25 protein-coding genes are annotated in these 26457 nt (G+C 72.2%); 17 read left to right on the plus strand and 8 right to left on the minus strand.

Going from position 1 to position 26457, the window contains the following annotated elements; genetic code table 11:
• The first annotated feature begins 69 nt into the window (after positions 1 to 69).
• Positions 70 to 1191: a saccharopine dehydrogenase gene (locus tag OHA84_RS28130; RefSeq protein ID WP_266950476.1), complete on the plus strand. Its 1122-nt coding sequence runs from the start codon at positions 70 to 72 to the stop codon at positions 1189 to 1191.
• Between the two features lie 132 nt (positions 1192 to 1323).
• Here OHA84_RS28130 and OHA84_RS28135 read toward each other — a convergent pair whose 3' ends face one another.
• The 3 genes from OHA84_RS28135 to OHA84_RS28145 all read right to left on the minus strand — a co-directional run bounded on the left by OHA84_RS28135 (position 1324) and on the right by OHA84_RS28145 (position 5358).
• Positions 1324 to 2514 carry a GDSL-type esterase/lipase family protein gene (locus OHA84_RS28135; protein WP_266950477.1) on the minus strand — a complete coding sequence of 397 codons (1191 nt, stop codon included), beginning with the start codon at positions 2512 to 2514 and terminating at the stop codon, positions 1324 to 1326.
• A gap of 335 nt (positions 2515 to 2849) precedes the next feature.
• Positions 2850 to 4469, minus strand: coding sequence for a malate synthase A (aceB, locus tag OHA84_RS28140; protein ID WP_266950478.1), 1620 nt, complete (start codon positions 4467 to 4469; stop codon positions 2850 to 2852).
• Between the two features lie 274 nt (positions 4470 to 4743).
• The gene (locus tag OHA84_RS28145) at positions 4744 to 5358 is read right to left on the minus strand and encodes an NTP transferase domain-containing protein (protein WP_266969198.1); all 615 of its coding nucleotides are present in this window, start codon (positions 5356 to 5358) and stop codon (positions 4744 to 4746) included.
• Positions 5359 to 5649: 291 nt separating this feature from the next.
• Between OHA84_RS28145 and OHA84_RS28150 the strand changes: the two genes are divergently transcribed.
• Positions 5650 to 7137, plus strand: coding sequence for a PLP-dependent aminotransferase family protein (locus OHA84_RS28150; protein ID WP_266969196.1), 1488 nt, complete (start codon positions 5650 to 5652; stop codon positions 7135 to 7137).
• Between the two features lie 21 nt (positions 7138 to 7158).
• On the opposite strand, the gene OHA84_RS28155 is transcribed toward OHA84_RS28150, so the two are convergent.
• Both OHA84_RS28155 and OHA84_RS28160 read right to left on the minus strand, forming a co-directional pair.
• A complete protein-coding gene (locus OHA84_RS28155; RefSeq protein WP_266969194.1) occupies positions 7159 to 7788 on the minus strand; it encodes a response regulator transcription factor in 630 nt (209 codons plus the stop codon).
• The gene (locus OHA84_RS28160; RefSeq protein WP_266969192.1) at positions 7785 to 8969 is read right to left on the minus strand and encodes a sensor histidine kinase; all 1185 of its coding nucleotides are present in this window, start codon (positions 8967 to 8969) and stop codon (positions 7785 to 7787) included. The genes OHA84_RS28155 and OHA84_RS28160 overlap by 4 nt, the downstream gene beginning before the upstream one ends.
• A gap of 134 nt (positions 8970 to 9103) precedes the next feature.
• On the opposite strand from OHA84_RS28160, the gene OHA84_RS28165 reads away from it, so the two are divergent.
• Together OHA84_RS28165 and OHA84_RS28170 are read left to right on the plus strand one after the other, a co-directional pair.
• A complete protein-coding gene (locus OHA84_RS28165; RefSeq protein WP_266950481.1) occupies positions 9104 to 10189 on the plus strand; it encodes an FtsX-like permease family protein in 1086 nt (361 codons plus the stop codon).
• The gene (locus tag OHA84_RS28170) at positions 10186 to 10869 is read left to right on the plus strand and encodes an ABC transporter ATP-binding protein (RefSeq protein WP_266950482.1); all 684 of its coding nucleotides are present in this window, start codon (positions 10186 to 10188) and stop codon (positions 10867 to 10869) included. Before OHA84_RS28165 ends, OHA84_RS28170 begins: the two co-directional genes overlap by 4 nt.
• Before the next feature lie 63 nt (positions 10870 to 10932).
• On the opposite strand, the gene OHA84_RS28175 is transcribed toward OHA84_RS28170, so the two are convergent.
• Positions 10933 to 11736 (minus strand): IclR family transcriptional regulator, encoded by an 804-nt coding sequence (locus tag OHA84_RS28175; protein WP_053676799.1) that lies wholly within the window; start codon positions 11734 to 11736, stop codon positions 10933 to 10935.
• 327 nt (positions 11737 to 12063) lie between these two features.
• Here OHA84_RS28175 and allB point away from each other — a divergent pair, with 327 nt between their 5' ends.
• Entirely contained in the window at positions 12064 to 13407 is a 1344-nt protein-coding gene (gene allB, locus OHA84_RS28180; RefSeq protein WP_266950483.1) for an allantoinase AllB, read from the plus strand.
• Between the two features lie 2 nt (positions 13408 to 13409).
• Positions 13410 to 14537, plus strand: coding sequence for an allantoicase (gene alc, locus OHA84_RS28185; RefSeq protein WP_053676801.1), 1128 nt, complete (start codon positions 13410 to 13412; stop codon positions 14535 to 14537).
• 115 nt (positions 14538 to 14652) lie between these two features.
• Here alc and OHA84_RS28190 read toward each other — a convergent pair whose 3' ends face one another.
• Entirely contained in the window at positions 14653 to 15384 is a 732-nt protein-coding gene (locus tag OHA84_RS28190; protein WP_266969189.1) for an SDR family oxidoreductase, read from the minus strand.
• Between the two features lie 205 nt (positions 15385 to 15589).
• On the opposite strand from OHA84_RS28190, the gene OHA84_RS28195 reads away from it, so the two are divergent.
• From OHA84_RS28195 to OHA84_RS28205, 3 genes are all read left to right on the plus strand, one after another.
• Positions 15590 to 16204, plus strand: a complete 615-nt coding sequence (locus tag OHA84_RS28195) for a dihydrofolate reductase family protein (RefSeq protein WP_266969187.1) — start codon at positions 15590 to 15592, stop codon at positions 16202 to 16204.
• A gap of 158 nt (positions 16205 to 16362) precedes the next feature.
• Positions 16363 to 17277, plus strand: coding sequence for a DMT family transporter (locus OHA84_RS28200; protein ID WP_053676804.1), 915 nt, complete (start codon positions 16363 to 16365; stop codon positions 17275 to 17277).
• Between the two features lie 54 nt (positions 17278 to 17331).
• A complete protein-coding gene (locus OHA84_RS28205; RefSeq protein WP_266969185.1) occupies positions 17332 to 18519 on the plus strand; it encodes a cytochrome P450 in 1188 nt (395 codons plus the stop codon).
• A 29-nt stretch (positions 18520 to 18548) separates the two neighbouring features.
• On the opposite strand, the gene OHA84_RS28210 is transcribed toward OHA84_RS28205, so the two are convergent.
• Complete coding sequence (locus OHA84_RS28210) at positions 18549 to 19553, minus strand: Gfo/Idh/MocA family oxidoreductase (protein WP_053676806.1); 1005 nt, start codon at positions 19551 to 19553, stop codon at positions 18549 to 18551.
• A gap of 201 nt (positions 19554 to 19754) precedes the next feature.
• On the opposite strand from OHA84_RS28210, the gene OHA84_RS28215 reads away from it, so the two are divergent.
• Genes OHA84_RS28215 through OHA84_RS28250 form a run of 8 tightly spaced genes read left to right on the plus strand, consistent with a single transcriptional unit; the run spans position 19755 to position 26388 of the window.
• Positions 19755 to 20744: a sugar ABC transporter substrate-binding protein gene (locus tag OHA84_RS28215; RefSeq protein WP_199826471.1), complete on the plus strand. Its 990-nt coding sequence runs from the start codon at positions 19755 to 19757 to the stop codon at positions 20742 to 20744.
• Complete coding sequence (locus tag OHA84_RS28220; RefSeq protein ID WP_053676807.1) at positions 20741 to 21778, plus strand: ABC transporter permease; 1038 nt, start codon at positions 20741 to 20743, stop codon at positions 21776 to 21778. Before OHA84_RS28215 ends, OHA84_RS28220 begins: the two co-directional genes overlap by 4 nt.
• Positions 21778 to 22674: an ATP-binding cassette domain-containing protein gene (locus OHA84_RS28225; RefSeq protein ID WP_266969182.1), complete on the plus strand. Its 897-nt coding sequence runs from the start codon at positions 21778 to 21780 to the stop codon at positions 22672 to 22674. Before OHA84_RS28220 ends, OHA84_RS28225 begins: the two co-directional genes overlap by 1 nt.
• Positions 22671 to 23837 (plus strand): ROK family glucokinase, encoded by a 1167-nt coding sequence (locus OHA84_RS28230; protein ID WP_053676809.1) that lies wholly within the window; start codon positions 22671 to 22673, stop codon positions 23835 to 23837. The genes OHA84_RS28225 and OHA84_RS28230 overlap by 4 nt, the downstream gene beginning before the upstream one ends.
• A complete protein-coding gene (locus tag OHA84_RS28235; RefSeq protein WP_053676810.1) occupies positions 23834 to 24424 on the plus strand; it encodes a hypothetical protein in 591 nt (196 codons plus the stop codon). Before OHA84_RS28230 ends, OHA84_RS28235 begins: the two co-directional genes overlap by 4 nt.
• A gap of 29 nt (positions 24425 to 24453) precedes the next feature.
• Positions 24454 to 25086, plus strand: coding sequence for an MBL fold metallo-hydrolase (locus tag OHA84_RS28240; protein WP_053676811.1), 633 nt, complete (start codon positions 24454 to 24456; stop codon positions 25084 to 25086).
• Positions 25087 to 25116: 30 nt separating this feature from the next.
• Positions 25117 to 25896 carry an exodeoxyribonuclease III gene (locus OHA84_RS28245; protein WP_266969179.1) on the plus strand — a complete coding sequence of 260 codons (780 nt, stop codon included), beginning with the start codon at positions 25117 to 25119 and terminating at the stop codon, positions 25894 to 25896.
• A gap of 51 nt (positions 25897 to 25947) precedes the next feature.
• A complete protein-coding gene (locus OHA84_RS28250) occupies positions 25948 to 26388 on the plus strand; it encodes a DUF6278 family protein (protein WP_053676813.1) in 441 nt (146 codons plus the stop codon).
• Positions 26389 to 26457 lie beyond the last annotated feature (69 nt).

Genomic DNA, 26457 nt, shown 5'->3' on the forward strand with positions numbered 1-26457 from the left:
CTGATGGTCGGTCACATGTTGCACGCGGACGTCCGTCGAGGCGTCCTGAGCAGACAGGTGGTACCGCCGATGGCAGATGTGCCGCAGTTGTGGATGCGCAACGAGACACGCCTCACCGAACGAAGGGCCCCGCTCACCCCCCAGGACGCCGGACGGCTCGTCCGGCAGGGCGTACGACTCACCGTGGAGGACTCCGACCACCGCGTCTTCCCCCTCGCCGCGTACGTGGACGCCGGCTGCCGCGCCGCACCCGCCGGATCCTGGGCGGACGGGGCCGCACCCGAGTCCGCGTACGTCCTGGGCCTCAAGGAACTCCCGCCGACACCCGAGCTGTTGCACCACCGACACGTGTACTTCGGGCACGCGTACAAGGGCCAGGCCGAGGCCCCGGCGCTGCTGGAGCGGTTCGCGGCGGGCGGCGGGACCCTGCTCGACCTGGAGTACCTGGCCGACGCCCAGGGCCGCAGGCTCGCCGCCTTCGGGTACTGGGCGGGCTACGTGGGCGCGGCGCTGGCCGTGCTCCAGGCGCGGGGGCTGCTCGAAGGCCCGCTGACACCGATGCCCCGGGCCGAACTCGACCGCCGATTACGCGCCTCGCGAGCCGTTCCCCCACCCGACGGGGTACAGCTGCGGTCCATCGTGATCGGAGGGTACGGGCGCAGCGGGCGCGGCGCCTGCGACGCCCTGGTCACCGCCGGCGTACGGGTCACCCGGTGGGACCGCACCGACACCGCCCACCTGGACCGCGCCGCCCTGCTCGGCTGCGACGTCCTGGTCAACGCGGTGCTCACCACCCGACCCGTACCGCCCTTCCTCACCTCCGCCGACCTGGACGGCGGGCCCGGCCGTGACGGGCGACGCCTCTCGGTGATCGCCGACATCACCTGCGACACGGGTTCGCCGCTGCACCTGCTGCCCGTCTACGACCGGCTCACCGACTGGACGACCCCGGCCCGCCGGCTGGTCGACGGCCTGCGACCGCTCGACGTCATCGCCATCGACAACCTGCCGTCCCTCCTCCCGGCCGAAGCCGCCCGGGCGTTCTCGGCGGACCTGCTGCCCAAACTGCTGGCCCTGGGGACCGGTACCCCGGACCCCGATTGGCTGCGCTGCCGGGAGGCCTTCACCGAGGCCATGACCACACTGCGACCGACCTTCGTCCGCGACGGCGACGAGCAACCCGCCGCATAGGCCCTGGACGGCCCGCCCCGGTCGGGGTCGGGGGTCGGGGGTCGGGCATCCGCCCCGGGCACGGAACCCGGGCCTCCCGGCCGCGGGTTCCGCGCCCCTCGCGCGCGAGGGCGGTTCCTACAGGGGCGGTTCCTACGGGGCGGGCGTCAGGTACATCCCGCTCTGGTCGCCCCCGGCGGTGTTCTTGCAACTGTCCCGGGACGTCGCCGGCCGGGCCGCGGCCAGGGCCAGGCAACGTCCGGCGGCCAGTTGCCCGAAGTGGTTCGGGTGCATGGACTCCTGGATCAGTCCCTGCGTCTCACTGCTGTCGATCCAGCGCGCCCACTCGCTCGTCCGTGCGGACGCGGCGGTCGTGGAGGTCACCTGCCTGCTGGCCTTCGCGCACACCTCGCGCCCCTGCATCATGTCCCGCAGGTCCAGGAACTGCACGCCCTTGGCGGCGGCCACCGCGCCCAACCGATCGGCGATCTGCGGCACCAGCGCGTCCCGCGCCCAGTCGGAGTCCCGGTTCCAGAAGGGGCAGCCGCCGGAGTTCAACCGGCTCCAGTCGCTCTGCGGGTACCGGTTCTCGGCGCCCCGCGGGATCGGCGAGGGGTAGGACTGCAGGACGACGCGGTACGAGGAGTCCGCGTACCCGGCGCCGCGCATCACCGCCCGGATCTCGTCGACGGACTTGCCCACCTTGGCCATCACCCCGTCCATCTTCCCGTCGACGGACTCCTGTTGGTCGTCGTGGCAGTAGGAGCCCCAGAGGACGAAGTCGAAGGCGCACTCCTCGATGATGTCGGCGAAGCCGAGATCGTTCCCGCCGATGGACAGCACGATCACCTTGACGTCGTGGCTCGCGGCCACGGCGGCGAGCTGATCGGCCTGCGGGGCCTCGCCCTTGAAGGACACCCCGCCGTTGGACGCCCGGAAGACGTTGTCCGACACCGCCCCGGAACACGCCAGGTTCACGGCCACGTCGGCGATCGGCCCGGCGCTGCGCACCTCGGCCGAGTCCGACCGGTGGCAGCCGCCGGCGGTGGCGCCGTACACCTTGGAGGGATCGTAGGAACTGCCGCTGATCCAGGCCCGGTCGGTGCCGTTGCGGCTGCCGCCGTTGGTCAGGCTGTTGCCCTTCCACCGGCCGGCCTCGCCGGAGATGTAGCTGTCGCCCAGGGAGACCACCGCGGTGGGCCCGTTGCCCGGGCTCGCCGCGGACGTTCCCGCCCCGCCGGTCACGATCGCGGCGGCGGTGAGGGGGAGGATCAGTGCGGCCCCGGCCAGTCGTCGCACACGACTGCCGGTCCGGCCCTTGCCGGTGTTGCGGAATCCGATCACTGCGGAACTCCTGCGGTCTGCCACGCCGGTGCCCGGAGGAACTCCGGTGCACGGCTGGGGAAGTGGGGATTACCGCCGGCGCCGGTGGCATCGGAAAGGTGACACGGCGCCGCATGTTACCGCTAGGTACGCGCAGATCACGATGAGGTAACGCCCGATCGTTCGGTCGGTCCACGCGTCTCGCGTCCCGGGCTCGCCCGACCTGATTCCGCCGCCCGGCGCGGCGCGGTCGCGGGGCGGATGACGTGAAAAGGCCCCGCCCCCAAGCCCTTGGGGCGGCGGGGGCGGGGCTTCGTACTCGGCTGCTGTGCGTTTCAGCCGAAGACGCGGGTGGGTCAGCCGGTGAGCTGGTCGTACGCGGGGAGGGTGAGGAAGTCCGCGTAATCGGCGTCGAGGGAGACCTGGAGCAGGAGGTCGTGGGCCTGCTGCCACTTGCCGGAGGTGAAGGCCTCCTCGCCGACCTCGGCGCGGATGGCGGCCAGTTCCTCGGTCGCGATCTTGCGGGTCAGGTCGGCCGTGGCCGTCTCGCCGTTCTCGAAGACGACCCCGGCGTTGATCCACTGCCAGATCTGCGAGCGGGAGATCTCGGCGGTGGCCGCGTCCTCCATCAGGCCGAAGATGCCGACGGCGCCCAGGCCGCGCAGCCACGCCTCGATGTAACGGATGCCGACCTGGACGGCGTTGCGCAGGCCCTCGTAGGTCGGCTTGGCGTCCAGCGAGTCGATGGCGATCAGCTCGCCCGCGGCCACCGAGACGTCCTCGCGCAGCCGGTCCTTCTGGTTGGGCTTGTCGCCGAGCACCGCGTCGAAGGAGGCCATCGCGATCGGGACCAGGTCGGGGTGGGCGACCCAGGAGCCGTCGAAGCCGTCGCCGGCCTCGCGGTCCTTGTCGGCCTTGACCTTCTCGAACGCGACCTTGTTGACCTCGGCGTCCTTGCGGGACGGGATGAAGGCCGCCATGCCGCCGATGGCGTGCGCGCCGCGCTTGTGGCAGGTCCTGACCAGCAGTTCGGTGTACGCCCGCATGAAGGGGGCGGTCATCGTCACCGCGTTGCGGTCCGGCAGGACGAACTTCTGGCCGCCGTCACGGAAGTTCTTCACGATGGAGAAGAGGTAGTCCCAACGGCCCGCGTTGAGGCCGGCCGCGTGGTCCTTGAGCTCGAAGAGGATCTCTTCCATCTCGTAGGCCGCGGTGATCGTCTCGATCAGGACGGTCGCGCGGACGGTGCCCTGCGGGATCCCGACGTAGTCCTGGGCGAAGACGAAGATGTCGTTCCAGAGGCGGGCCTCAAGGTGCGACTCCGTCTTCGGCAGGTAGAAGTAGGGGCCCTTGCCGAGGTCGATGAGGCGCTGGGCGTTGTGGAAGAAGTACAGGCCGAAGTCGACGAGCGAACCGGAGGCCGGGCCGCCCTCGAAGCGCAGGTGGCGCTCCTGGAGGTGCCAGCCGCGCGGCCGCATCACGACGGTGGCGAGTTCGTCGGCGGACTTCAGCGCGTACGCCTTGCCGGTGCGGGGGTCGGTGAAGTCGATGCGACGCTCGTAGGCGTCGATCAGGTTCAGCTGGCCGAGGACGACGTTCTCCCAGGTGGGAGCGGAGGCGTCCTCGAAGTCGGCGAGCCAGACCTTGGCGCCCGAGTTCAGGGCGTTGATGGTCATCTTGCGGTCCGTCGGACCGGTGATCTCCACGCGGCGGTCGTTCAGCGCGGCCGGGGCCGGCGCGACCTTCCAGTCTCCCTCGCGGACCTGTGCGGTGTCCGGGAGGAAGTCGAGGGTGGAGGTCCGGGCGATCTCGGCGCGCCGCTCGCCGCGTCGGGCGAGGAGCTCCGCGCGGCGTGGGGCGAACCGCCGGTGGAGCTCGGCCACGAAGGCGAGGGCCGCTTCGGTGAGGACCTCGTCCTGCCGGGGCAGGGGCTCGGCGTCGACGATGGCCAGCGGGGACGGCGCTGGTGCGGACATATCTGTCACTCCTTCAGCGGCGGTGCCTGGCGGCCGCGGGGGAATGCTCGCGCGAGACGGCACGCAGTGCCGTCGGGTGTGGAGAGTTCCGGGATACGGTCGCGGGCGCCGTCTGTGGGTTCAGGGCGCTTCTGACCAGTGGATAGTAATTTCCTCATGGTGGAAGTTCAATGGTTTGTTGATATCGAGATTCTCCGGGTCGACAGATTCCGCCGATCGGTGGCCCTGGGTGCCATGGTGGTCACGCCCCGCTGCTTCCCGCCGGCCCGCCGATTCATGCGAGTCGGGCCAGGTCCGGCGGCGTGTCGATGTCCCAGGCCTCCGCGATGTCCCCGCACTCCACCAGGGTGAGCTCCCCGGCATGCCGCTTCAGATGGACCCGAGCCCCCCGGTCGCCGGTCGCGGTCTCGGCGATGTCCGCCCAGCGGTCCGCCCCGAACAGCACCGGATGCCCCCGCTCGCCGTCGTACGCCGCGGCGGCCAGACTCGCGGGCGACCGGTACGCCGCCAGCACCCGGGCCACCGCCGCCGCCCCGATGCCCGGCTGATCCACCAGGGACACCAGCGCCGCGTCCGCCCCCGCGCCGGCCAGCGAGGCGAGCCCGACCCGCAACGAGGACCCCATGCCCTCGGCCCAGTCCGGGTTGTCCACCACCACGCAACCGGTCAGGTCGGCGCGCTCGCGCACCTCGGCCGCCGAGGCCCCCAGCACCACGTGCAGCGGGCCGCAGCCCGCCTCGCGCAGCACCCGGACGGCGTTCTCCACGAGCGGGCGGCCGCGGTGGGCGAGCAGCGCCTTGGGGCGGCCACCGAGACGGCGACCGCCCCCGGCGGCGAGCAACAGGCCCGCGATCACCGGGGCGGGACGGGAGGAGGTGTTGGCTGACATGACAGTGATTCTCGCCCCTGGACCGAACCGCGCGGGCGCCGAGCCAGGATCCCGCGCACGGCGGCGGCCAAGGCCGGCACGGCCGCCGAAACAACCGGCACGGCGGCGGACACGGCGGCGGCCACGGCCGGGAAGCGCAACGGCTCCGAGATCCGCTGCTCCACGGCGCTCACCCGGGCTCGTTCCTCGCGATCGGTCAGCATGTCGGCGTCTCCTTGCCAATCGGGGGCCAATACGGCGAGTCTGGTCCTCGATTGGCCTGGCGGGCAGAGCCAATCGGGGGAGGTTGGCATGGCGAACGGTCCAGTGGTCCACCCGGCGGACAGAACCATCGGCAGCCGACGCCTCGCCGCGCTGCTGCCCGCCGAGGTACGGGCACGCCCCGGCTACCGCTCCCTCGCCGACGCCCTGCGCACCCTGATCCTCGACGGCCGCATCGCCCTGCGCGTCCGGCTGCCCGCCGAACGCGAACTCGCCGCTGCGGTCGGTGCGAGCCGGGCCACCGTCACCGGCGCCTACGACCTGCTGCGCGAGAGCGGCTACGCACGCAGCCGGCGCGGCTCCGGGACCTGGACCGAGCTGCCCGAGGGCCACGGGCCCGTCGCCGCTCTCCCGCTCGTCGGCGCCGGCGGGTACCGCCCGGACGGCGATCCCGGCATCGACCTGGCCATCGCCGCGATGGGCGCCCCCGAGGGCAGCCTGGAAGCGGCCCTGGCCTGGGCCGCGCCCCGCCTGCCCTCAGTGGCACGGCACCCCGGCTACCACCCGTTCGGCCTGCCGGACCTGCGCACGGCCGTGGCGGAACGCTTCACCCGGCGCGGACTGCCCACCCGCCCCGAGCAGATCCTCGTCACGGCGGGCGCCCAGCAGGCCTTCGCCCTGGTGGTGAGCCTGCTGTGCGGGGCGGGGGACCGGGTCGTCACCGAGAACCCGACCTACGCCAACGCGCTCGACGCGTTGCGGCACGCCCGACTGCGCACCGCGTCGATCGCCGTCTCCGATGCGGGCTGGGACATGGAGATCGCGGAGTCCACGCTGCGTCAGACCGTGCCGAGACTGGCGTACGTGATCCCCGACTTCCACAACCCGACGGGCTCCCTGATGCCCGAGGAGGACCGGCAACGCCTGCTGGAGGCCACCCGGCGCACCGGGACCTGGCTGGTGGTCGACGAGACCGTCGCGGACATCGCCCTCGACGTGCCCGCACCCGCCCCGCTCGCCTCCCTCGCGCCGCGCGGGGGAGCGGACCACGTCGTGACCATCGGGTCGCTGAGCAAGACCCACTGGGGCGGGCTGCGCGTCGGCTGGATCCGCGCCTCCGCCAAGATGATCGCCGAGCTGACGGCCGTGCGGGTCGCGGCCGACATGACCGGCTCGGTCCTGGACCAACTCGTCGCGCTGCCGCTGCTGGAAGGGCTCGACGCGTCGCTCCCGACACGGCTCGGACAGCTGCGCGAGCAACGCGAGGCCCTCGTCCGTTCCCTCGAACGACACACCCCGGAATGGTCCTGGGAGCTGCCGCCGGGGGGCCTCTCGCTCTGGGTGGACCTCGGGGAACCGGTCAGCTCCGCGCTCTCCGAACGGGCCGCGGCCGCCGGAGTCCACATCGGGCGCGGCGCCCGCTTCGGAGTGGACCCGGGAACCTTCGAACACCGCCTGCGCATCCCGTACACGCTCCCGGCGGACCGCCTCGACGAGGGCGTCCGCCGGCTCGCGGCCGCCTTCCACGACGGGGTGCCGCTGCCCCCGTCGGTGGAACGGCCGTACTGGGTCGCGTGAGACGCCGCCGGCGGCCCCGCCCTACGGGGTGCGGATCAGCCGGCGGGTGGCCGCCGCGGCGACCGCCGCCGTGCGGGAGTCGACGCCGAGCTTCGCGTAGACGTGCACCAGGTGGGACTTGACCGTGGCCTGGCTGAGGAAGAGCCGCTTCGAGATCTGCTGGTTCGACAATCCGTCCGCGACCAGCTGGAGCACCTCCAGCTCCCGCTTCGTCAGCGCCTCCGCCGGCATCCGCATCCGGTCCATCAGCCGCAACGCCACCGCCGGGGCCAGCGCCGACTGGCCGGCCGCCGCGGTGCGGACCGCCGCCGCCAGCTCCTCCGGCGGGGCGTCCTTGAGCAGGTAGCCCGAGGCGCCCGCCTCCACGGCGGCCAGGATGTTCGCGTCCGTGTCGTACGTGGTCAGCACCAGCACCCGGGGTGCCTCCGGCCGGGCCGTGATCAGGGCCGTGGCCTGCGAACCGTGCATACCGGGCCCGAACTGGAGGTCCATCAGGACCACGTCCACCCCCGCCGAGGCGGCCAGCTCCACCGCCCGCTCGGCGGTGGCGGCCTCCGCGACGACCGCGAAGTCCGCCTCGGTGTCCAGCACCGCGCGCAGCCCCGCGCGGACCACCGGGTGGTCGTCGGCGAGCAGCAGCCGGATGGTCATGACAGGGCCTCCGCGGGCAAGGGCAGGGTGACGGCCACGGCGGTGCCCTGGCCCGGGGCGGACTCGACGGTGAACAGCCCGCCCAGCGTCTCGGCCCGCGAGCGCATCGCCGGCAGACCGAAGCCGCCCTCGCCGGACGGCGCCGACGAGGGGTCGAAGCCCAGACCGTCGTCCACGACGTCCAGGGTGACCGAGGTGTCCATGAAGGTCAGGGTGATCTCCGCGCGGCCCGCGCGGGCGTGCCGGACCACATTGGCCAGCGCCGACTGCGCGATCCGCAACAGGGCCACCTCGTACGGGGTGGGCAGGATCCGGGGGGCACCACTCAGCGAGAACCGCACGCGCGGCCCGGGAGCCGCGGTGCAGAGGCGTTCCAGCGCCGCGGCGAGGGAGCCGTGCTCCAGGTCGGGAGGCGTCAGGGCGCGGACGAAACGGCGCGCCTCGGCGAGGTTCTCCTGCGCGGCCTCGCGGGCCCGGCCGATGTGCTCCAGCGCGGGCGCGCCGGCGGGGAGCGAGCGCTCGGCGGCCCGCAGCAGCAGCTGGATCGAGCTCAGGCCCTGGGCGAGGGTGTCGTGGATCTCCCGGGCGAGGCGTTCGCGTTCGGCGAGGATCCCCGCGCCCCGCTCGGCGGCGGCCAGCTCGGCCCGGGTGGTGATGAGTTCCTCGATCAGCTCCCGGCGGCGTTCGCTCTCCCGGTACAGGGCCTGGTAGCCGAGGACCGTGGCCACGGCGACGGCCCCGCCGAGCAGCGGGCCGAGGAAGGCCCCCGGCGTGGGGGTGCTGCTGTGGGCGAGGAACCCGCCGATCGCCGCGCAGGCCGTGACGGCGACGGCCGCGACCCCCCAGCGCAGCCGCAGCAGGTGCAGTTCGAGGAAGTACAGCGGGAAGGCGATCCACAGCCCGTCCGGGGAGACCACGAGCAGCGCGGCCCACGCCGCGCCGAGCAGGGCCAGCCACACCGCTCCGGCGCGCGGCGAGCGGTCCACCACGGGAGCCGCGGCGCCCGCCACGTACACGGCGGCGAACAGCGCGCACGCGGCGACCGCCCACCCGGCGCGGGGCACGTCGTCGGCGACGGCGCGTCCCGCGGCCAGCGCGAGCAGCCCGAAGAGCAGCGCGTGCAGGCACAGCCGCAGGACGCGGGAGACGGGGGTCAGGGGGCGGGATTCCGGAGCAACCATGGCCCGACCAGCGTAAGTGGGGGTCCGCCGGCCCCGGTCAACCAAAAGATTGATGTACGGGGCGTCCCTTCGACACGAGGATCCCTACCGTGGCGCGATGCCGTGTGTCCACGGTGAACACCAGGGTGGGGGACATGTTCGTCGCATGGAGAGATCTACGGTTCGCCAAGGGCCGCTTCGCCCTCATGGGCTCGGTCGTCGTGCTCATCACCCTGCTGGTCGGCCTGTTGTCCGGACTCACCTCGGGCCTGGCCCGGGAGAACATCTCGGCGATCACGGGACTGCCCGCCTCACACCTGTCGTTCGCGGCGCCCGCCGGGGACCAGGACGTGTCCTTCACCAACTCCCGGATACCCGAGAAGGCCTGGCTGGCCTGGCGCGAGCGACCTGGCGTCACATCGGCGGAGCCGATCGGCATCCGCACCACCAACGCGGTCTCGGGTGAGCGCACCGCGGCCGTCTCGGTCTTCGGCGTCGATCCGGCGGGCCGCCTCGCCCCCCGCGGATCCGCACTCACCCAGGGGCAGGTGGTCCTGACCGAGAAGGCCGCCGAGGAACTCGGCGGGCTCGCGGCCGGCGGGAAGCTCAGGATCGGCGCGCTCGAACTGTCCGTCGCGGCCGTCTCCGGCACCGCCTCCTTCAGCCACACCCCGGTCGTCTGGATGGACCTGAACGACTGGCAGCGCGTCGGCAACCCCGGCACCTCCATCGACACCGTCGCCACCGTCATCGCCCTGGAAGCGTCCGGGGCGGACCTCGCCGCCGGCGACGCGAGCGCCGGTACCCGGACCGCGACCGTCGACGACGCGCTGTCCGCGATCGGCTCCTACACCTCGGAGAACGGCTCGCTCCAGCTGATGCGCGGCTTCCTCTTCGCGATCTCCGCCCTGGTCATAGGCGCCTTCTTCACGGTGTGGACGATCCAGCGCGGCGGTGACGTCGCCGTGCTGAAGGCACTGGGTGCCTCCACCGCGTACCTGCTGCGGGACGCCCTCGGTCAGGCGGTGGTGATGCTCGCCGTCGGGACCGGACTCGGTACGGCCCTCGCCGCCGTTCTCGGAGCGCTGATCAGCGGCGGCGACGTGCCCTTCGTGCTCGACGCGGCCACCGTGCTGGTCCCCGCGGCCGTCATGATCGCGCTCGGCGCGCTCGGAGCCGCCCTGTCCATCCGGCGGATCACCGCCGTAGACCCGCTGACCGCACTCGGGAGCGCCCGATGACCCTGCTCGTCCACGACGTCACGCTCACCTACCCGGACGGCGACGGCCGGCTCACCGCCCTCGACGCGGTCGCCCTGGAGGCGCCGGCGGGCACCCTGACCGCCGTCATCGGGCCTTCGGGCTCCGGCAAGTCCAGCCTGCTCGCGGTCGCCGCCACCCTGGTCACCCCGGACGCGGGCCGGGTCGTCGTCGCCGGCCGGGACACGGCCCGGCTCAGCGCCGCGCAGAAGTCCGCGCTGCGCCGAGAGGAGATCGGCATCGTCTTCCAGCAGCCCAACCTGCTCGCCTCGCTCACCGCCGCCGAGCAGCTCCAGGTGATGGCCCACCTGTCGGGGCGGCCGGCCAAGCGGCTGCGCCGGCGGGCCCTGGACCTGCTGGACGCGGTGGGCATGGCCGACAAGGCCGACAAGCGCCCGCACCAGCTCTCGGGCGGGCAGCGCCAGCGCGTCAACATCGCCCGCGCCCTGATGAACGAGCCCGCCGTGCTGCTGGTGGACGAGCCGACCAGCGCCCTGGACCACGAGCGGGGGGCGGCCGTACTGGACCTCCTGGTCACCCTCACCCGCGAGCGGTCCACCGCCACGGTGCTGGTCACCCACGACCACGCCCACCTGGAGCGCGTGGACCGCACGATGACGATGACGGACGGCCGCCTCACGGAGACGGCCCCGGCCCGCTGACGTGCGAAGGCCCCGGCCCGCCCCCTTCGAGAAGGGCGGTCCGGGGCCTTCGCGTACGGGTCCCTACGCGGGATTCTGGCTCTGCAGGGCCACCGACAGCTCGGCGGCGATCCCCTGGAGGATCGGCACGATCGAGTCCGTCAGCGCCTCGGTCACCCGGCCCGCGGGGCCCGAGATGGAGATCGCGGCGGCGGTCGGCGAGTTCGGCACCGACACGGCCAGGCAGCGGACTCCTATCTCCTGCTCGTTGTCGTCGACCGCGTAGCCCACCTTGCGGACCTGCTCCAGGGCGTCCAGGAAGCCCTCGGGCGTGGTGATGGTCTTCTCGGTCGCGGCCGGCATCCCGGTGCGCGCCAGCAGCGCGCGCACCTCGTCCGCGGGGGTGTACGCGAGCAGCGCCTTGCCCACGCCCGTGGAGTGCGGCAGCACCCGGCGGCCCACCTCCGTGAACATGCGCATGGAGTGCTTGGACGGCACCTGGGCGACGTAGACGATCTCGTCCCCGTCGAGCAGGGCCATGTTCGCGGTCTCGCCGGTCTCCTCGACGAGCCGTGCGAGGTAGGGACGGGCCCACGTGCCCAGGAGGCGGGAGGCTGATTCGCCGAGACGGATCAGCCGGGGGCCGAGGGCGTACCGTCGGTTGGGCTGCTGCCGGACGTAACCGCACGCCACGAGGGTGCGCATGAGGCGATGGATGGTGGGCAGCGGCAGACCACTGGCGGCGGAGAGCTCGCTGAGGCCGACCTCGCCCCCGGCATCGGCCATGCGTTCGAGCAGATCGAAGGCGCGCTCAAGGGACTGGACGCCACCCCCGGCGGCGGTGGGCTTGGCGGAAGCGTCGGTGGTGCTGGCGCTGGACGTCGGCACGGGCGCGGTCCTTTCGGTGCTGGCAGGCAAGGAATCAGCCTACCGGTCGGTCGGCGTCGGCCCTAGAGCCGGGGCACTGCCGTCCCCGCCGGTCAGAGGGGGTTTGTCCTGGTGGTGGACGTCCTCGGAAGTCAACCGCGCGACTCCCGATGGCGGTAGCTACATTCTGGATAGTGAAATCTTAATTCCATCCTGTGGAAACATCCAATTGTGCCGTGCGTGGCTGGGTGGTCCGTCCGGGCGCTCTTGACTGGCCCCGGATCGGGGTGAAGACTCCGTCAACAGAACGTTGAATTTCGCTCTGTGGAAGTAGATGGGGAGGTTCCGGTGGCCGACGCGGCTGTGGAACTGGTACTGCGCTCGACGCGCGTCATCACCCCCGAGGGGACGCGCGCCGCCTCGGTGGCCGTCGCCGGCGGGAAGATCACGGCCGTGTCGGAGTACGAGGCCGAGGTACCGGCCGGAGCCCGGCTGGAGGACTTCGGCGACGACGTCCTGCTCCCCGGCCTGGTCGACACCCACGTCCACGTGAACGACCCGGGCCGCACCGAGTGGGAGGGCTTCTGGACCGCCACCCGCGCGGCGGCGGCCGGCGGCATCACCACCCTCCTCGACATGCCGCTGAACTCCCTGCCGCCGACCACCACGGTCGACAACCTCCGCGTCAAGCAGGAGGTCGCCCGCGCCAAGGCGCACGTGGACATCGGCTTCTGGGGCGGCGCGCTGCCCGACAACGTCAAGGACCTGCGCCCCCTGCACGACGCCGGCGTCTACGGCTTCAAGTGCTTCCTGTCGCCCTCCGGCGTGGACGAGTTCCCCGAACTCGACCAGGAGCGACTGGCCACGTCCCTCGCGGAGATCACCGGCTTCGGCGGCCTGATGATCGTGCACGCCGAGGACCCCCACCACCTGGACTCCGCGCCGCAGACCCCCGGCCCGAAGTACGCCGACTTCCTCGCCTCCCGTCCGCGCGACGCCGAGAACACCGCCATCGGGAACCTGATCGCCCAGGCGAAGCGGCTGAACGCCCGCGTGCACGTCCTGCACCTGTCCTCCTCCGACGCGCTGCCGCTGATCGCCGCCGCCAAGGCCGAGGGCGTGCGCGTCACCGTCGAATCCTGCCCGCACTACCTCACCCTCACGGCGGAGGAAGTCCCGGACGGCGCCAGCGAGTTCAAGTGCTGCCCGCCCATCCGCGAGGCCGCCAACCAGGACCTGCTGTGGGACGCGCTCGCCGACGGCACCATCGACTGCGTCGTCTCCGACCACTCGCCCTCCACCGCGGACCTGAAGACGAACGACTTCGCCACCGCGTGGGGCGGCATCTCCTCCCTCCAACTGGGACTCCCCGCGATCTGGACCGAGGCGCGGCGGCGCGGCCACACCCTGGAGGACGTCGTCCGCTGGATGTCCGCCGCCCCCGCCGCCCTCGCCGGGCTGGCCGACAAGGGCGCGATCGAGGTCGGCCGCGACGCCGACTTCGCCGTCCTGGCACCCGAAGAGACCTTCACCGTGGATCCCGCGGAACTGCACCACCGCAACCGGGTCACGGCGTACGCGGGCAAGACCCTGCACGGCGTCGTGAAGTCCACCTGGCTGCGCGGCACGCGGATCGCCGACCACGGCACCCCGAACGAGCCCACGGGCCGACTCCTCGAAAGGCAGAACTGACAGTGGCACAGCGTTCAACTGGACCGGCTTCCTTCACCGGCAACGCGAACCCGTACGGAGGCGGCGACCCGTACGCGGACTACCGCACCGCGGACTTCCCCTTCACGCGGTACGCGAACCTCGCGGCCCGTGAGCTGGGCGCCGGTGTCATCGAAGCCAACGACGAGTTCTTCGCCCAGCGCGAGAACCTGCTGATCTCCGAGGCCGCCCACTTCGACCCCGAGGACTTCGGGCACAAGGGCAAGGTCATGGACGGATGGGAGACCCGCCGTCGCCGCGGCGTCTCCGCCACCCGGCCCTGGCCCACCGCCGAGGACCACGACTGGGCGCTCGTCCGCCTGGGCGCCCCCGGCGTCATCCGCGGCATCATCGTCGACACCGCCCACTTCCGCGGCAACATGCCGCAGGCCGTGTCGGTGGAAGGCGCCACCGTCGCGGGCTCCCCGACGGTCGTCGAACTCCTCTCCGACGACGTCAAGTGGACGACCCTCGTCGAGCGCACCCCGGTCGGCGGCCACGCGGCCAACGGCTTCGAGGTGAACGTCGAGCAGCGTTTCACGCACCTGCGCGTCAACCAGCACCCCGACGGCGGCATCGCCCGCCTGCGCGTCCACGGCGAGGTCGTCACCGACCCGAAGTGGCTCGCCGCGCTGGGCACCTTCGACGTGGTCGCCCTGGAGAACGGCGGCTCGGTCGAGGACGCCTCCAACCGCTTCTACTCCCCGCCGACCAACACCATCAACCCGGGCCGCTCCCGCAAGATGGACGACGGCTGGGAGACCGCCCGTCGCCGTGACAACGGCAACGACTGGATCCGCTACCAGCTCGTCGCCGACTCCGAGATCCGTGCCGTCGAGATCGACACCGCGTACCTCAAGGGCAACTCGGCCGGCTGGGCCTCGCTCTCGATCAAGTCGGGCGAGGAGGGCGAGTGGACGGAGTTCCTGCCGCGCACCCGCCTCCAGCCCGACACCAACCACCGCTTCGTGCTGGACGCCCCGGCGGTCGGCACGCACGTCCGGATCGACATCTTCCCGGACGGCGGCTTCTCCCGCCTTCGCCTGTACGGCTCGCTGACGGAGGCCGGCGCGGCCGCGCACGCCGCCCGCCACCAGGAGCTCGGCGGCTGACGCCGAACCCGTGACCGCCCCGGGGGCCGACACCCCCGGGGCCCGGTCGACCGCCCGACGGGGCGCACCACTTCAGGTGCGCCCCGTCGGCGTTCACCGGTCCGGTGCGTCGGGCCTACGCCGCGTGGCCGCCGTCCACCGAGAACTCGGCGCCCGTGACGTACGCGGCGTCCGCCCCCGCGAGGAAGGACACCATGGCGGCCACCTCCGCCGCCGTGCCGAAGCGGCCGAGGGCCGTCATCGACGCCTGCGGGGCGGAGTAGGGGCCGTCGGCCGGGTTCATGTCGGTGTCCACCGGGCCGGGGTGGACGAGGTTCGCGGTGATCCCGCGCCCGCCGAGTTCCCTGGCGAGCGCCTTGGTCAGACCGGTCAGCGCGGCCTTGCTCGTCGCGTACAGGGTGCCGCCCGGGCCCGGGACCCGCCGGGTGATGCAGCTGCCGATGGTGATGATCCGCCCGCCGGAGCCCATGCTGCCCGCTGCCGCCCGGGAGGTCAGGAAGACCCCGCGGACGTTCACCGCGAGGACGCGGTCCACGTCCGAGAGGGCGAGTGCGTCGAGCGGGCCGAGCACCCCCACCCCGGCGTTGTTGACCAGTACGTCGAGCCTTCCGAGGTCCCGCACGGTCCGCTCCACCGCCCCGGCGGCCTCCGCGGCGTCGCCCGAGTCGGCTCGTACGGCCAGGCCGCGTCGGCCGAGGGCCTCGATGTCGGCGACGACCTTCGCGGCCGAGGTCGCGTCGTCGACGTAGGTGATCGCGACGTCGGCGCCGTCCCGCGCCAGGCGCAGGGCCGTGGCGGCCCCGATGCCGCGGCTGCCGCCCGTGACCAGTGCCACTGTGCCGTTCATGTGCTTCCTCCCGTTGGCGTCCGGCCGTGTCCGTCCGGCCGTCTCGTTCCGTAAGTCGTTGCGGGTTCAATGAAACGGTCGGCGAGGGAAACGGGCCGGCGGGAATCGGACCTCGCGTTCACGCGCGCCGCACCGATGAGTTCCGGGCGGCCGGGAAGTCTGAACCCGTGAAGACGGACGGACCGCGAACAAGGAGCGCAGAGCCATGGGCAAGCTGACCCTCACCACCTTCCTCAGCCTCGACGGCGTGATGCAGGCACCCGGAGGTCCGGAGGAGGACACCAGCGGCGGCTTCCGGTACGGCGGCTGGACCGTGCCGTTCGCCGACGAGGGCATGGGGGAGTTCGTCACGCAGGTCTTCGACCGCGCCGGGGCGTTCCTGCTCGGGCGCCGGACGTACGAGATCTTCGCGGGGCACTGGCCGCGGTACACCGATCCCGCCGACCCGATCGCGAGCCGGCTGAACGGACTGCCCAAGTACGTGGCCTCGACCACCCTCAAGGAGCCCGCCTGGGCCGGGACCACGGTGATCGACGGCGAGCACCTCCAAGCCGAGATCACGCGGGTCAAGGACAAGCTGGAGGGGGAACTCCAGGTGCACGGCAGCGGCGCCCTCGCCCAGTGGCTGCTGGCGCGCGATCTGGTCGACGAGCTGAACCTGCTGGTCTTCCCGGTGTTCCTGGGAACCGGGCGCCGACTGTTCCCGACCGGCGGCCTGCCGACCGCCTGCGAGGTGGTCGACTCCCGCACCACCTCGAAGGGCACGTCCATCCACACCTACCGCCCGGTGGGCCGGGCCGGCTTCGGCTCCTTCGCCTGACGGGCGGGGCGTCGGGTGGCGGGGCGTCGGGTGGCGGGGCGACTCCCACCCCGAGCGACCGGCAAACCGCTCGACCGGCGTGATCGCGCTCGGGTAGCGTGGTCACGCCCCGTGCGAGCCACCGAAGTCTCCACCCGCCTCCTGCCGTTGGAGAACCGGTGTCCACCGTCGCCGCACCCGCCCCCGTCGCCGCCCCCGGCAGAGCCTGGCTCGCCGATCTGCCGGTCCTGCTCGTCGCCGTCGTCTGGGGCGGCAGCTACCTCGCCGCCAAGGGGATCACCACCACGCACACCGTGATCGCGGTGCTCGTGCTGCGCTTCGCGCTCGTCCTGCCCGTCCTCGTCGTCGTCGGACTGCGGCGGCTGCGCGCGCTGAACGCCGCCCAACTGCGCGGCGCCGGGCTGCTGGGCCTGGTACTCGGCGGGATCTTCCTGCTGGAGACCTACGGGGTCGTCCACACCTCCGCCACGAACGCCGGGCTGATCATCAGCCTGACCATGATCTTCACCCCGCTCGCCGAGGCCGCCGTACGGCGCGTGCGCCCCTCGACCGGATTCCTCGGCGCCGCCGCCGTGTCCGTCGCGGGCGTGGTGCTGCTCACCCAAGGGGCCGGCTTCACCGCCCCCGGCCTCGGCGACCTGCTCATCCTCGGCGCCGCCCTCGCCCGGACGCTGCACGTCCTGCTGATGGCCCGGATCAAGGCCGTCCAGGACGCCGACCCGCTCTCCCTCACCACGGTCCAACTCGGCGGCGCCGTCGCCGTGTTCGCCCTCCTCGCCCTGCTGCCCGGCAGCGGCGCGAACCCCTGGGAGACCGCCGTCGCATTCGATTCCCGCCAGTGGGCGGGGCTCGTCTTCCTGGCCGTCTTCTGCACCCTCTTCGCCTTCTTCGTCCAGATGTGGGCCGTACGCCGCACCTCGCCCTCCCGCGTCAGCCTGCTGCTGGGCACCGAACCCCTGTGGGCGGCCGCCGCCGGCATCGCGATAGCCGGTGAGCGGCTCGGCGCCGTCGGTCTCGTCGGGGTCGCGCTGGTGCTCGGCGGCACCGCCTGGGGTCGGCGCGCCGCAGCCTGAACGAATGGCCGAAAGCCGCTCCTTCGAGGTCAACTACACGTCTAGGCTGACGACATGCCGGTTCTGGACCTCAGTACGATCGCCGAAGACTTCAACGAAAACCCGTACCCCCACTACGCGCGGCTGCGGGAGATCGCCCCCGTTCACCGCGTCAAGGCGGTGGACGGGCAGGAAGTCTGGCTCGTCGTCGGTCACGACGAGGCGCGCCAAGCCCTGACCCACCCCGAGGTGTCCAAGAACTGGCTGACGTCCGGGCTCTACACCGACCGCGAGAAGACCGACGCCAGCGCCAACATGATGCGCGCCGACCCGCCCCACCACACCCGGCTGCGCCGGCTGGTCTCGCGGTCCTTCGCCCCCGGCCGGATCGAGACCCTGCGGCCCCGCATCCAGCAGATCGTCGACGGGCTCCTCGACGACATGGCCGCCCTGCCCGAGCGTCGCGCCGACCTGATCGACGCCTTCGCCCGGCCGCTGCCCATGACGGTGATCTGCGAACTCCTCGGGATACCGGAGGACGCCCGGGGCCCCTTCCACGAGTGGGTCACCGAGATCGTCTCGCCGACCGGGGTGGAGGCCGAGAACACGGCCCTGCGCGCGATGACCGCGTACCTGGCCGACCTGACCGACGCCAAGCTCGCCGAACCGGGCGACGACCTGCTCAGCGACTGGACCACCAGCCGCGGCGAGGACGGGGACCGACTCTCGCGGCAGGAACTGGTCGCCATGGCCTTCCTGATGATGATCGGCGGCCACGAGACCACCGTGCACCTGATCTCCAACGCGATGCGGGCCCTCTTCGCCCACCCCGAGCAGCTCGCGGCCCTGCGCGCCGACCTCGACGGGCTCACCGACAGCGCCGTGGAGGAGGCCCTGCGCTACGACGGACCGGTGGAGACGGCCACCTTCCGTTTCGCCCGCGCGGACCTGGAGATCGGCGGCGCCCTGATCGAGGCCGGTTCTCCCGTCCTGGTCTCCCTCGCCGGAGCCGACCGGGACCCCGCCCGCTTCGCGCATCCCGACACCTTCGACATCCGCCGCCCGGGACGCGGCGGCGGCCACATCGCCTTCGGCCACGGCATCCACCACTGCGTCGGCGCCCCCCTGGGCCGACTGGAGGGCCGGATCGCGATCCGCTCGATCCTGGAGCGCTTCCCCGACCTGGAGGAGGAGCCGATCGAGCACGCGTGGGTGCCGGGCATCCTGGTCCGGGGCGTCCTCAGCCACCCGGTGCGCTGGTAGCCGGCCGGGCGCCCGCGATGCCCCGCGGCTCACAGGTCCGGCAGCTCCTCCAACCGCACCCGGCGCCGCTCCCGCCGGGACAGCTCGCAGGCCTCCGCGATCCGGAGCGCGGCGAGCGCCTCGCGGCCGTCGCACGGATTGGGGCCCTCGCCGCGCACCAGCCGTACGAAGGCCGCCAGCTCCGCCTCGTACGCGGGGGCGAACCGTTCCAGGAAGCCCGTCCACGGCTTGCTCGCCGCCGGCGGGCCGTGCGGCTCCGTCGAGGCGATCGGCGTACGGTCGTCCAGGCCCGTGGAGACCTGGTCCCGCTCCCCGGCGAGTTCCATCCGCACGTCGTACCCGGCGCCGTTGCAGCGGGTGCCGGTACTGCTGACCAGCGTCCCGTCGTCCAGGGTGAGGACGGCCACCGCCGTGTCGACGTCACCGGTCTCCCGGAACACGGACGGACCCGCGTCCGACCCGGCCGCGTACACCTCGGTCACCTCGTGCCCGGTGACCCAGCGGACCATGTCGAAGTCGTGCACCAGGCAGTCCCGGTACAGCCCGCCGGAGCCGGCCAGATAGGCCGCGGTCGGCGGCGACGGATCGGCCGTCGTCGTCCGTACGGTGTGCAGCCGCCCCAGCGCACCCGAACGGACCAGCTCCCGCGCCGCGGCGTACCCCTCGTCGAAGCGGCGCATGAACCCCAGCTGGAGCACCCCGCCCAGCGCCGTGACCTCGCGCAGCACGCCCAGGGTGCGGGTCAGGTCCGGTGCCACCGGCTTCTCGCAGAACACCGGCAGCCCGCCGCGCACGGCGCGGACGATCAGCTCGGCGTGTCCGTCGGTGGAGCAGCACACGACGACCGCGTCCACGCCCCACGTGAAGACCTGCTCCACGGAGGGCGCGGCCGTCGCCCCCAACCGGTCCGCGAGCCGCGCGGCCCGCGCGGGGTCGACGTCGGCGAGCAGCAGCGAGCCGGCGTCCGGGTGGCGGGCCAGGGCGGCCGCGTGGAACGAGCCGATCCGGCCGGTTCCGATGAGCCCGATGCGCATGCACTCAACGTGACCCCGTATGGGGGACCTGTCAATCCGCCCGACGCCGCCCCGATGGGCTCCCGTGGTCCACTGTGGCGGATACTGGGCGGCTGGAACCGGAATGGACCGCTTTGACATCGATCCGCTTCGACATCCGAGAAGTGCAGGACAAGGGAAGGGCGCGGCGACGTGGCTAGGGTTCGGACAGGGGTGCGCGTCGTGGGCGTCGTGCTCGCGGCGGTACTGGGCGCCTCCCTCGCGGGGTGCAGCAGTACCGGCGGCAAACGAGCCGAGGAGCGGGCGAAGGCCGCCGAGGCCGGCCGGCCCGCCGTGTCCACCCCGCGCTGGACCTTCGCGATGGTCACCCACGCCGGAGACGGCGACACCTTCTGGGACATCGTGCAGAAGGGTGCCAAGGAAGCCGCGGCGAAGGACAACATCAAGTTCGTCTACGCCCACGACGACCAGGCACAACAGCAGGCCCAGTTCGTGCAGAACGCCATCGACCAGAAGGTCGACGGGATCATCGTGAGCCTGGCCAAGCCCGACGCCCTCAAGGACGTCGTCGCCAAGGCCGTCAAGGCCGGCATCCCGGTGGTCACGGTCAACTCCGGATCCGCCCAGTCCGCCGAGTACGGGGCCCTGACCCACATCGGCCAGGACGAGGAGATCGCCGGCGAGGCGGTCGGCACCGAGCTCGCCAAGCGCGGCAAGAAGAAGGCCGTCTGCGTCCTGCACGAACAGGGCAACGTCGGCCACGAGCAGCGCTGCGCCGGGGCGAAGAAGACCTTCGGCGAGTCCGGCGGGGTCATGGAGAACCTCTACGTCGAGGGCACCAACATGCCCTCCGTCCAGTCGTCCCTCCAGGCGAAGCTCCAAGCGGACCCCTCCGTCGACGCGATCGTCACCCTCGGCGCGCCCTTCGCCGCCACCGCCGTCAAGGCCAAGGACGCGGCGGGCAGCAAGGCCGAGGTGGACACCTTCGACCTCAATGAGTCAGTGGCCAGGGACCTCAAATCGGGCGCCCTCGGCTTCGCCGTCGACCAGCAGCCCTACCTCCAGGGGTACGAGGCCGTCGACCTGCTCTGGCTCAACCTCTACAACGCGAACGTCCTCGGCGGCGGCCGCCCGGTCCTCACCGGACCGGCGATCGTCACCGGCGCCCAGGCCGCCGAGCTGGAGAAGTACATCAAGCGGGGCAGCCGATGAGCGCGACCGCCGGTGCGACGGTCGACGAACGGCTGGCCCCCACCTCGCTCGCGCGCCGTCTGCTGGCCCGCCCCGAGCTGGGCGCGGTCGTCGGCGCGGTCGCCGTCTTCGTGTTCTTCTCCTTCGCCGCGGACAGCTTCCTGCGGGCCTCCAGCCTGAGCACCGTGCTGTACTCGGCCTCCACCATCGGGATCATGGCGGTGCCGGTGGCCCTGCTGATGATCGGCGGCGAGTTCGACCTGTCGGCCGGCGTGATGGTCACCACCTCGGCGCTGGTCAGCTCGATGTTCAGCTACCAGATGACCGCGAACGTGTGGGTCGGTGTCCTGGTGTCCCTGGTGGTCACCCTGGCCATCGGCTTCTTCAACGGGTTCATGCTGACCCGCACCAAGCTGCCGAGCTTCATCATCACGCTCGGCACCTTCCTGATGCTGACCGGCCTGAACCTCGGCTTCACCAAGCTCATCAGCGGATCCGTCTCCACCAAGAGCATCGCCGACATGGAGGGCTTCTCCTCCGCGCGGGCCCTGTTCGCCTCCGAGTGGAACATCGGCTCGGTCACCCTCAAGGTCACCATCCTGTGGTGGTTCGCCCTGGTCGCCGTCGCGACCTGGATCCTGCTGCGCACCCGCGCCGGGAACTGGATCTTCGCGGTGGGCGGCGGCGCCGACGCGGCCCGCGCGACCGGCGTACCCGTCGTGAAGACCCGCATCGGGCTCTACATGGGCGTCGCGCTCTGCGCCTGGATCTCCGGGCAGCACATCCTCTTCTCGTTCGACGTGGTGCAGTCCGGCGAGGGCGTCGGCAACGAGTTCCTCTACATCATCGCGGCCGTCATCGGAGGCTGTCTGATGACGGGCGGCTACGGCTCGGCCATCGGCTCGGCGGTCGGTGCCTTCATCTTCGGCATGACCAGCAACGGCATCGTGTACGCCCAGTGGAACCCGGACTGGTTCAAGTTCTTCCTCGGCGCGATGCTGCTGCTCGCCACGCTGCTCAACGCATGGGTCCGCAAGCGGGCGGAGGCGAAGTGATGACCGACAGCGCGACCAAGGCCGTGCCCGACGGCGCGACCGCCCTCGTCAGGCTGACCGACGTCAGCAAGTTCTACGGCAACATCAAGGCCCTCCAGGGGGTCTCCCTGGAGGTGTCCGCCGGCGAGATCACCTGTGTCCTCGGCGACAACGGCGCCGGCAAGTCCACCCTCATCAAGATCATCGCGGGACTGCACCGGCACGACGCCGGCACCTTCGAGATCGAGGGAGAGGAGACCGTGCTGGCCAACCCGCGCGCGGCCCTCGACCACGGCATCGCCACCGTCTACCAGGACCTCGCCGTGGTCCCGCTGATGCCGGTCTGGCGGAACTTCTTCCTCGGCTCCGAGCCCACCAAGGGCCGGGGCCCCTTCCGCCGCCTCGACGTGGACCTCATGCGCGCGACCACCCGGGCCGAGCTGCTCCGGATGGGCATCGACCTGCGGGACGTGGACCAGCCCATCGGCACCCTGTCCGGCGGCGAGCGCCAGTGCGTGGCCATCGCCCGGGCCGTGTACTTCGGCGCGAAGGTCCTCGTCCTGGACGAGCCCACCGCGGCCCTCGGCGTCAAGCAGTCCGGCGTGGTCCTGAAGTACGTCGCCGCCGCCCGCGACGCGGGCCTCGGGGTGGTGTTGATCACGCACAACCCGCACCACGCCTACCTGGTCGGCGACCGTTTCGTACTCCTGAAGCGGGGCATCATGGCGGGCAGCCACACCCGCGACTCGATCACCCTCGACGAGCTCACCCGACAGATGGCGGGCGGGTCCGAGCTCGACGAACTGAGCCACGAACTGGAGCGAGTGGCAGAATCGGGAGCGGACGGGCCGCCGTCCGGGGCAGCCGACCCGGCTCCCCCCACCCCGCGGACCACGAGGGACGACACGACTCGATGAGCACGTACCGGGACTTCTCGCTCGCCCACCGGGGGTCGGCGCGGGGCACCGTCCTGCGGACCGTCGGGACCCGTGAGCGCCGGTCGCTGCTGACCGCCCCGCGGGTCCCCACCGTCGGCATCGACATCGGCGGCACCAAGGTCATGGCCGGGGTGGTGGACGCGGACGGGGTCATCCTGGAGAAGATCCGGGCCGAGACCCCCGACAAGTCCAAGAGTCCCAAGGTCGTCGAGGACACCATCGTCGAGCTGGTCCTGGACCTCTCCGACCGCCACGACGTGCACGCGGTGGGCATCGGCGCGGCCGGCTGGGTGGACGCCGACCGCTCCCGCGTCCTGTTCGCCCCGCACCTCGCCTGGCGCGACGAGCCGCTGCGCGACGCCCTCCAGTCCCGGCTCGCCGTCCCGGTCATGGTCGACAACGATGCCAACACCGCGGCCTGGGCCGAGTGGCGCTTCGGCGCCGGACGCGGCGAGGACCACCTCGTCATGATCACGCTGGGCACCGGCATCGGCGGCGCCATCCTCGAAGGCGGCCAGGTCAAGCGCGGCCGCTACGGGGTGGCCGGCGAGTTCGGGCACATGCAGGTCGTCCCCGGCGGCCACCGCTGCCCCTGCGGCAACCGCGGCTGCTGGGAGCAGTACAGCTCCGGCAACGCCCTGGTCCGCGAGGCGCGCGAGCTGGCCGCGGCCGACTCCCCGGTCGCCTACAACATCATCGCCAAGGTCGGCGGCAACGTCCACGAGATCACCGGCCCGCTCATCACCGAGCTGGCCCGCGAGGGCGATGCCATGTGCATCGAGCTCCTCCAGGACATCGGCCAGTGGCTGGGCGTCGGCATCGCCAACCTCGCCGCCGCCCTCGACCCCTCCTGCTTCGTCATCGGCGGCGGCGTCAGCGCCGCCGACGACCTGCTCATCGGACCCGCCCGGGACGCGTTCCGGCGCCACCTCACCGGCCGCGGCTACCGCCCCGAGGCCCGGATCGCGAAGGCCCAGCTCGGCCCGGAGGCCGGCATGGTCGGCGCCGCCGACCTCTCCCGACTCGTCGCCCGGCGCTTCCGCCGGGCCACCCGCCGCCGGGTGGAGCGGTACGAGCGCTACGCGCAACTGGGCCGCCGTGACCTCGGCGGCGCCAAGGACCGGGAGCAGGAACAGCAGTGACCCCGCCCACCCTGCCCCACCAGGCTCCCGCTCCCGACGCGGAAGGCAGACCGCGGCCCCCGGCCGAGGACCGCCGACACGTGGTCCGGCGCCGCTGGATCACCGCGATCATCATCGTGCTGCTGATCGGGGTCCCCGCGGGCTACCTCGCGGTGTCCGCCCAGCAGAGCCGCCAGAGCGGCCGCGACAAGGCCGCCAAGGTCGGTGCGGTCCACGTGCGCCCGGCCTGGCCCTCCAAGGTCCAGCGCAGCATCTACGAGGTGCCGATCCCCGATCAGGCCTCGGCCGTCGGCTACCTGGAGACCAACAACTGGCACACCAGCCGGCTCTACACCGAGTTCGCCCTCACCCCCGCGCAGTTGGACACCTTCCTGGCCGACGCGGGCACCCGTCGGGAGGCGTTGACCCGGGGGGTGTCGATCTCCGATCACGACGCCCGGATCGCCGGCTGGAACTGGAAACCGGACCATTCGTGGTTCGGCACCACCCTGGACGCCAAGGAACCCCGCCCCACCAGGGACATCACCGTCGACCTGAGCGACCCCGCGGTCCCCAGGGTGTACGTGGTCTCCACCGCCATCCCGTAGCCGGGTCCGCGCGCCGCTAGCCTGGGATCATGAAGCTCACCAAGCGGCTCCACTCCTGCGTCCAGTTGGAGAAGGACGGGCGCGTGCTCGTCATCGACCCGGGCGCCTTCAGCGAACCCGACGCCGGTCTGGGGGCCGACGTCCTGCTGGTCACGCACGAGCACCCCGACCACTTCGAGGAGGGCCGGCTGCGCGCCGCCCTCGAAGCGAACCCCGCCGCCGAGCTGTGGACCCTGCGCAGCGTCGCCGAGAAGCTGGCCCCGGCCCATCCCGGCCGGGTGCACACGGTGGGGCACGGGGACGCCTTCACCGCGGGCGGTTTCGAGGTGCGGGCCTACGGCGAGCTGCACGCCGTGATCCACCCGGACATCCCCCGGGTCACCAACGTCGGGTTCCTGGTCGACGGTTCGCTCTTCCACCCCGGCGACGCGCTGACCGTGCCCGAGGCCCCCGTGGACACCCTGATGCTCCCGGTGCACGCGCCCTGGAACAAGGTCTCCGAGGTGATCGACTACCTCCGCGAGGTCAAGCCCCGGCGCGCCATCGACATCCACGACGCCTACCTCGCCGACCTGGCCCGGCCGATCTACGACCTGGCCCTGGACAACCTGGGCGGCACCGACCACGGCAGGCTCACCGCCGGGGAGGCCACGGACCTGTGACCGTCGGTGCCGGGCGGTAGGTTGGGTGGCATGCGTATCGCCACGTACAACGTCAATTCGATCACCGCCCGGCTGCCGCGCCTGCTGGCCTGGTTGGAGTCCTCCGGCACGGACGTCCTGTGTGTCCAGGAGACCAAGTGCTCCGCCGAGCAGTTCCCGCACGCGGAGCTCCGCGAGGCGGGTTACGAGGCCGCGGTCAACGCCACCGGCCGGTGGAACGGCGTGGCCCTGCTCTCCAAGGTGGGTCTCGACGACGTGGTGACGGGCCTGCCCGGCGGGCCCGACTACGAGGGCGTCCAGGAGCCCCGCGCCATCTCCGCCACCTGCGGCGGGGTGCGCGTCTGGTCGGTCTACGTGCCGAACGGCCGCGAGGTCGAGCACGACCACTACGGCTACAAGCTGGACTGGTTCCGCGCCCTGGCCGCCGCCGTCGCCGAAGACGCGGCCGGCCCCCGTCCGTTCGCGGTGCTCGGCGACTTCAACGTGGCGCCGACCGACGAGGACGTGTACGACCCGGCGGTCTTCGCGGGGCTCACGCACGTCACCCCCGCCGAGCGCGCCGCCCTGGAGGCGCTGCGCGAGGCCGGTCTCTCGGACGTCTTCCCGCGCGCGCTCAAGTACGACCGTCCGTACACGTTCTGGGACTACCGGATGCTCGCCTTCCCCAAGAACAGGGGCATGCGCATCGACCTGGCCTACGGGAACGCCCCCTTCGTCAAGGCCGTCACCGACGCCTACGTGGACCGCGAAGAGCGCAAGGGCAAGGGCGCGTCCGACCACGCCCCGGTCGTGGTGGACCTGGACCTCTGATCCCTGCGCGCCCTGTGGCCGGCGGCGGATCCGGGTGCCAGGCTGGTTCGCATGAACATCCCCTTCCTGGACAACTGGCTGAACCGGAACGAGAAGGAACGGGGGGCGGGACTCGCCGCCGCCCTCGTGGATGATCCCGAGGGCGTCGCCGAGTTGTTCTCGGAGTGCGAGATGCTGCGCGCCCAGGCCCGCTCGGCAGGGCTCGAACTCGACGGGAGCCCGGCTTCGTTGGAGGCGCTCGACCAGCTGATGCCCCGCTGGCGACGGGACCCCGAGGCCGTGCCGTGGCTGGGCAACGACGCCGGCTTCTACCTCGGGACCGTGATCATCCGCACCATCCCGGGCACCGTCTGGCAGGTGTGGCCGAACGGGCAGCCGGTGATCCGGCTGGCCTCGGGCCGGGAGCTGAACGTGGTCGAGTCCGGGGTGTCGTGGGCGATGACCGGATCCCCGGAGTTGTCCCAGGCGTACGCCGAGGCCTCGGAGGGCTGATCTCCGGCGCCTTTATGCGGCATTTAGGCGTGTCGAGGCGAAGTGCCTTTCCACGGCTGGATAGTTTGC

It is taken from the genome of Streptomyces sp. NBC_00513 (assembly GCF_041431415.1).
Classification (GTDB): Bacteria; Actinomycetota; Actinomycetes; order Streptomycetales; family Streptomycetaceae; genus Streptomyces.

What these genes read in the sequence shown, in the direction of transcription:
- OHA84_RS28130 (WP_266950476.1), top strand. Translation starts at nt 70, where the DNA reads ATGGCAGATGTGCCGCAGTTGTGGATGCGCAACGAGACACGCCTCACC.
- aceB (WP_266950478.1), bottom strand. Translation starts at nt 4,469, where the DNA reads ATGTCCGCACCAGCGCCGTCCCCGCTGGCCATCGTCGACGCCGAGCCC.
- OHA84_RS28145 (WP_266969198.1), bottom strand. Translation starts at nt 5,358, where the DNA reads ATGTCAGCCAACACCTCCTCCCGTCCCGCCCCGGTGATCGCGGGCCTG.
- OHA84_RS28150 (WP_266969196.1), top strand. Translation starts at nt 5,650, where the DNA reads ATGGCGAACGGTCCAGTGGTCCACCCGGCGGACAGAACCATCGGCAGC.
- OHA84_RS28155 (WP_266969194.1), bottom strand. Translation starts at nt 7,788, where the DNA reads ATGACCATCCGGCTGCTGCTCGCCGACGACCACCCGGTGGTCCGCGCG.
- OHA84_RS28160 (WP_266969192.1), bottom strand. Translation starts at nt 8,969, where the DNA reads ATGGTTGCTCCGGAATCCCGCCCCCTGACCCCCGTCTCCCGCGTCCTG.
- OHA84_RS28165 (WP_266950481.1), top strand. Translation starts at nt 9,104, where the DNA reads ATGTTCGTCGCATGGAGAGATCTACGGTTCGCCAAGGGCCGCTTCGCC.
- OHA84_RS28170 (WP_266950482.1), top strand. Translation starts at nt 10,186, where the DNA reads ATGACCCTGCTCGTCCACGACGTCACGCTCACCTACCCGGACGGCGAC.
- OHA84_RS28190 (WP_266969189.1), bottom strand. Translation starts at nt 15,384, where the DNA reads ATGAACGGCACAGTGGCACTGGTCACGGGCGGCAGCCGCGGCATCGGG.
- OHA84_RS28195 (WP_266969187.1), top strand. Translation starts at nt 15,590, where the DNA reads ATGGGCAAGCTGACCCTCACCACCTTCCTCAGCCTCGACGGCGTGATG.
- OHA84_RS28205 (WP_266969185.1), top strand. Translation starts at nt 17,332, where the DNA reads ATGCCGGTTCTGGACCTCAGTACGATCGCCGAAGACTTCAACGAAAAC.
- OHA84_RS28210 (WP_053676806.1), bottom strand. Translation starts at nt 19,553, where the DNA reads ATGCGCATCGGGCTCATCGGAACCGGCCGGATCGGCTCGTTCCACGCG.
- OHA84_RS28220 (WP_053676807.1), top strand. Translation starts at nt 20,741, where the DNA reads ATGAGCGCGACCGCCGGTGCGACGGTCGACGAACGGCTGGCCCCCACC.
- OHA84_RS28225 (WP_266969182.1), top strand. Translation starts at nt 21,778, where the DNA reads ATGACCGACAGCGCGACCAAGGCCGTGCCCGACGGCGCGACCGCCCTC.
- OHA84_RS28230 (WP_053676809.1), top strand. Translation starts at nt 22,671, where the DNA reads ATGAGCACGTACCGGGACTTCTCGCTCGCCCACCGGGGGTCGGCGCGG.
- OHA84_RS28240 (WP_053676811.1), top strand. Translation starts at nt 24,454, where the DNA reads ATGAAGCTCACCAAGCGGCTCCACTCCTGCGTCCAGTTGGAGAAGGAC.
- OHA84_RS28245 (WP_266969179.1), top strand. Translation starts at nt 25,117, where the DNA reads ATGCGTATCGCCACGTACAACGTCAATTCGATCACCGCCCGGCTGCCG.
- OHA84_RS28250 (WP_053676813.1), top strand. Translation starts at nt 25,948, where the DNA reads ATGAACATCCCCTTCCTGGACAACTGGCTGAACCGGAACGAGAAGGAA.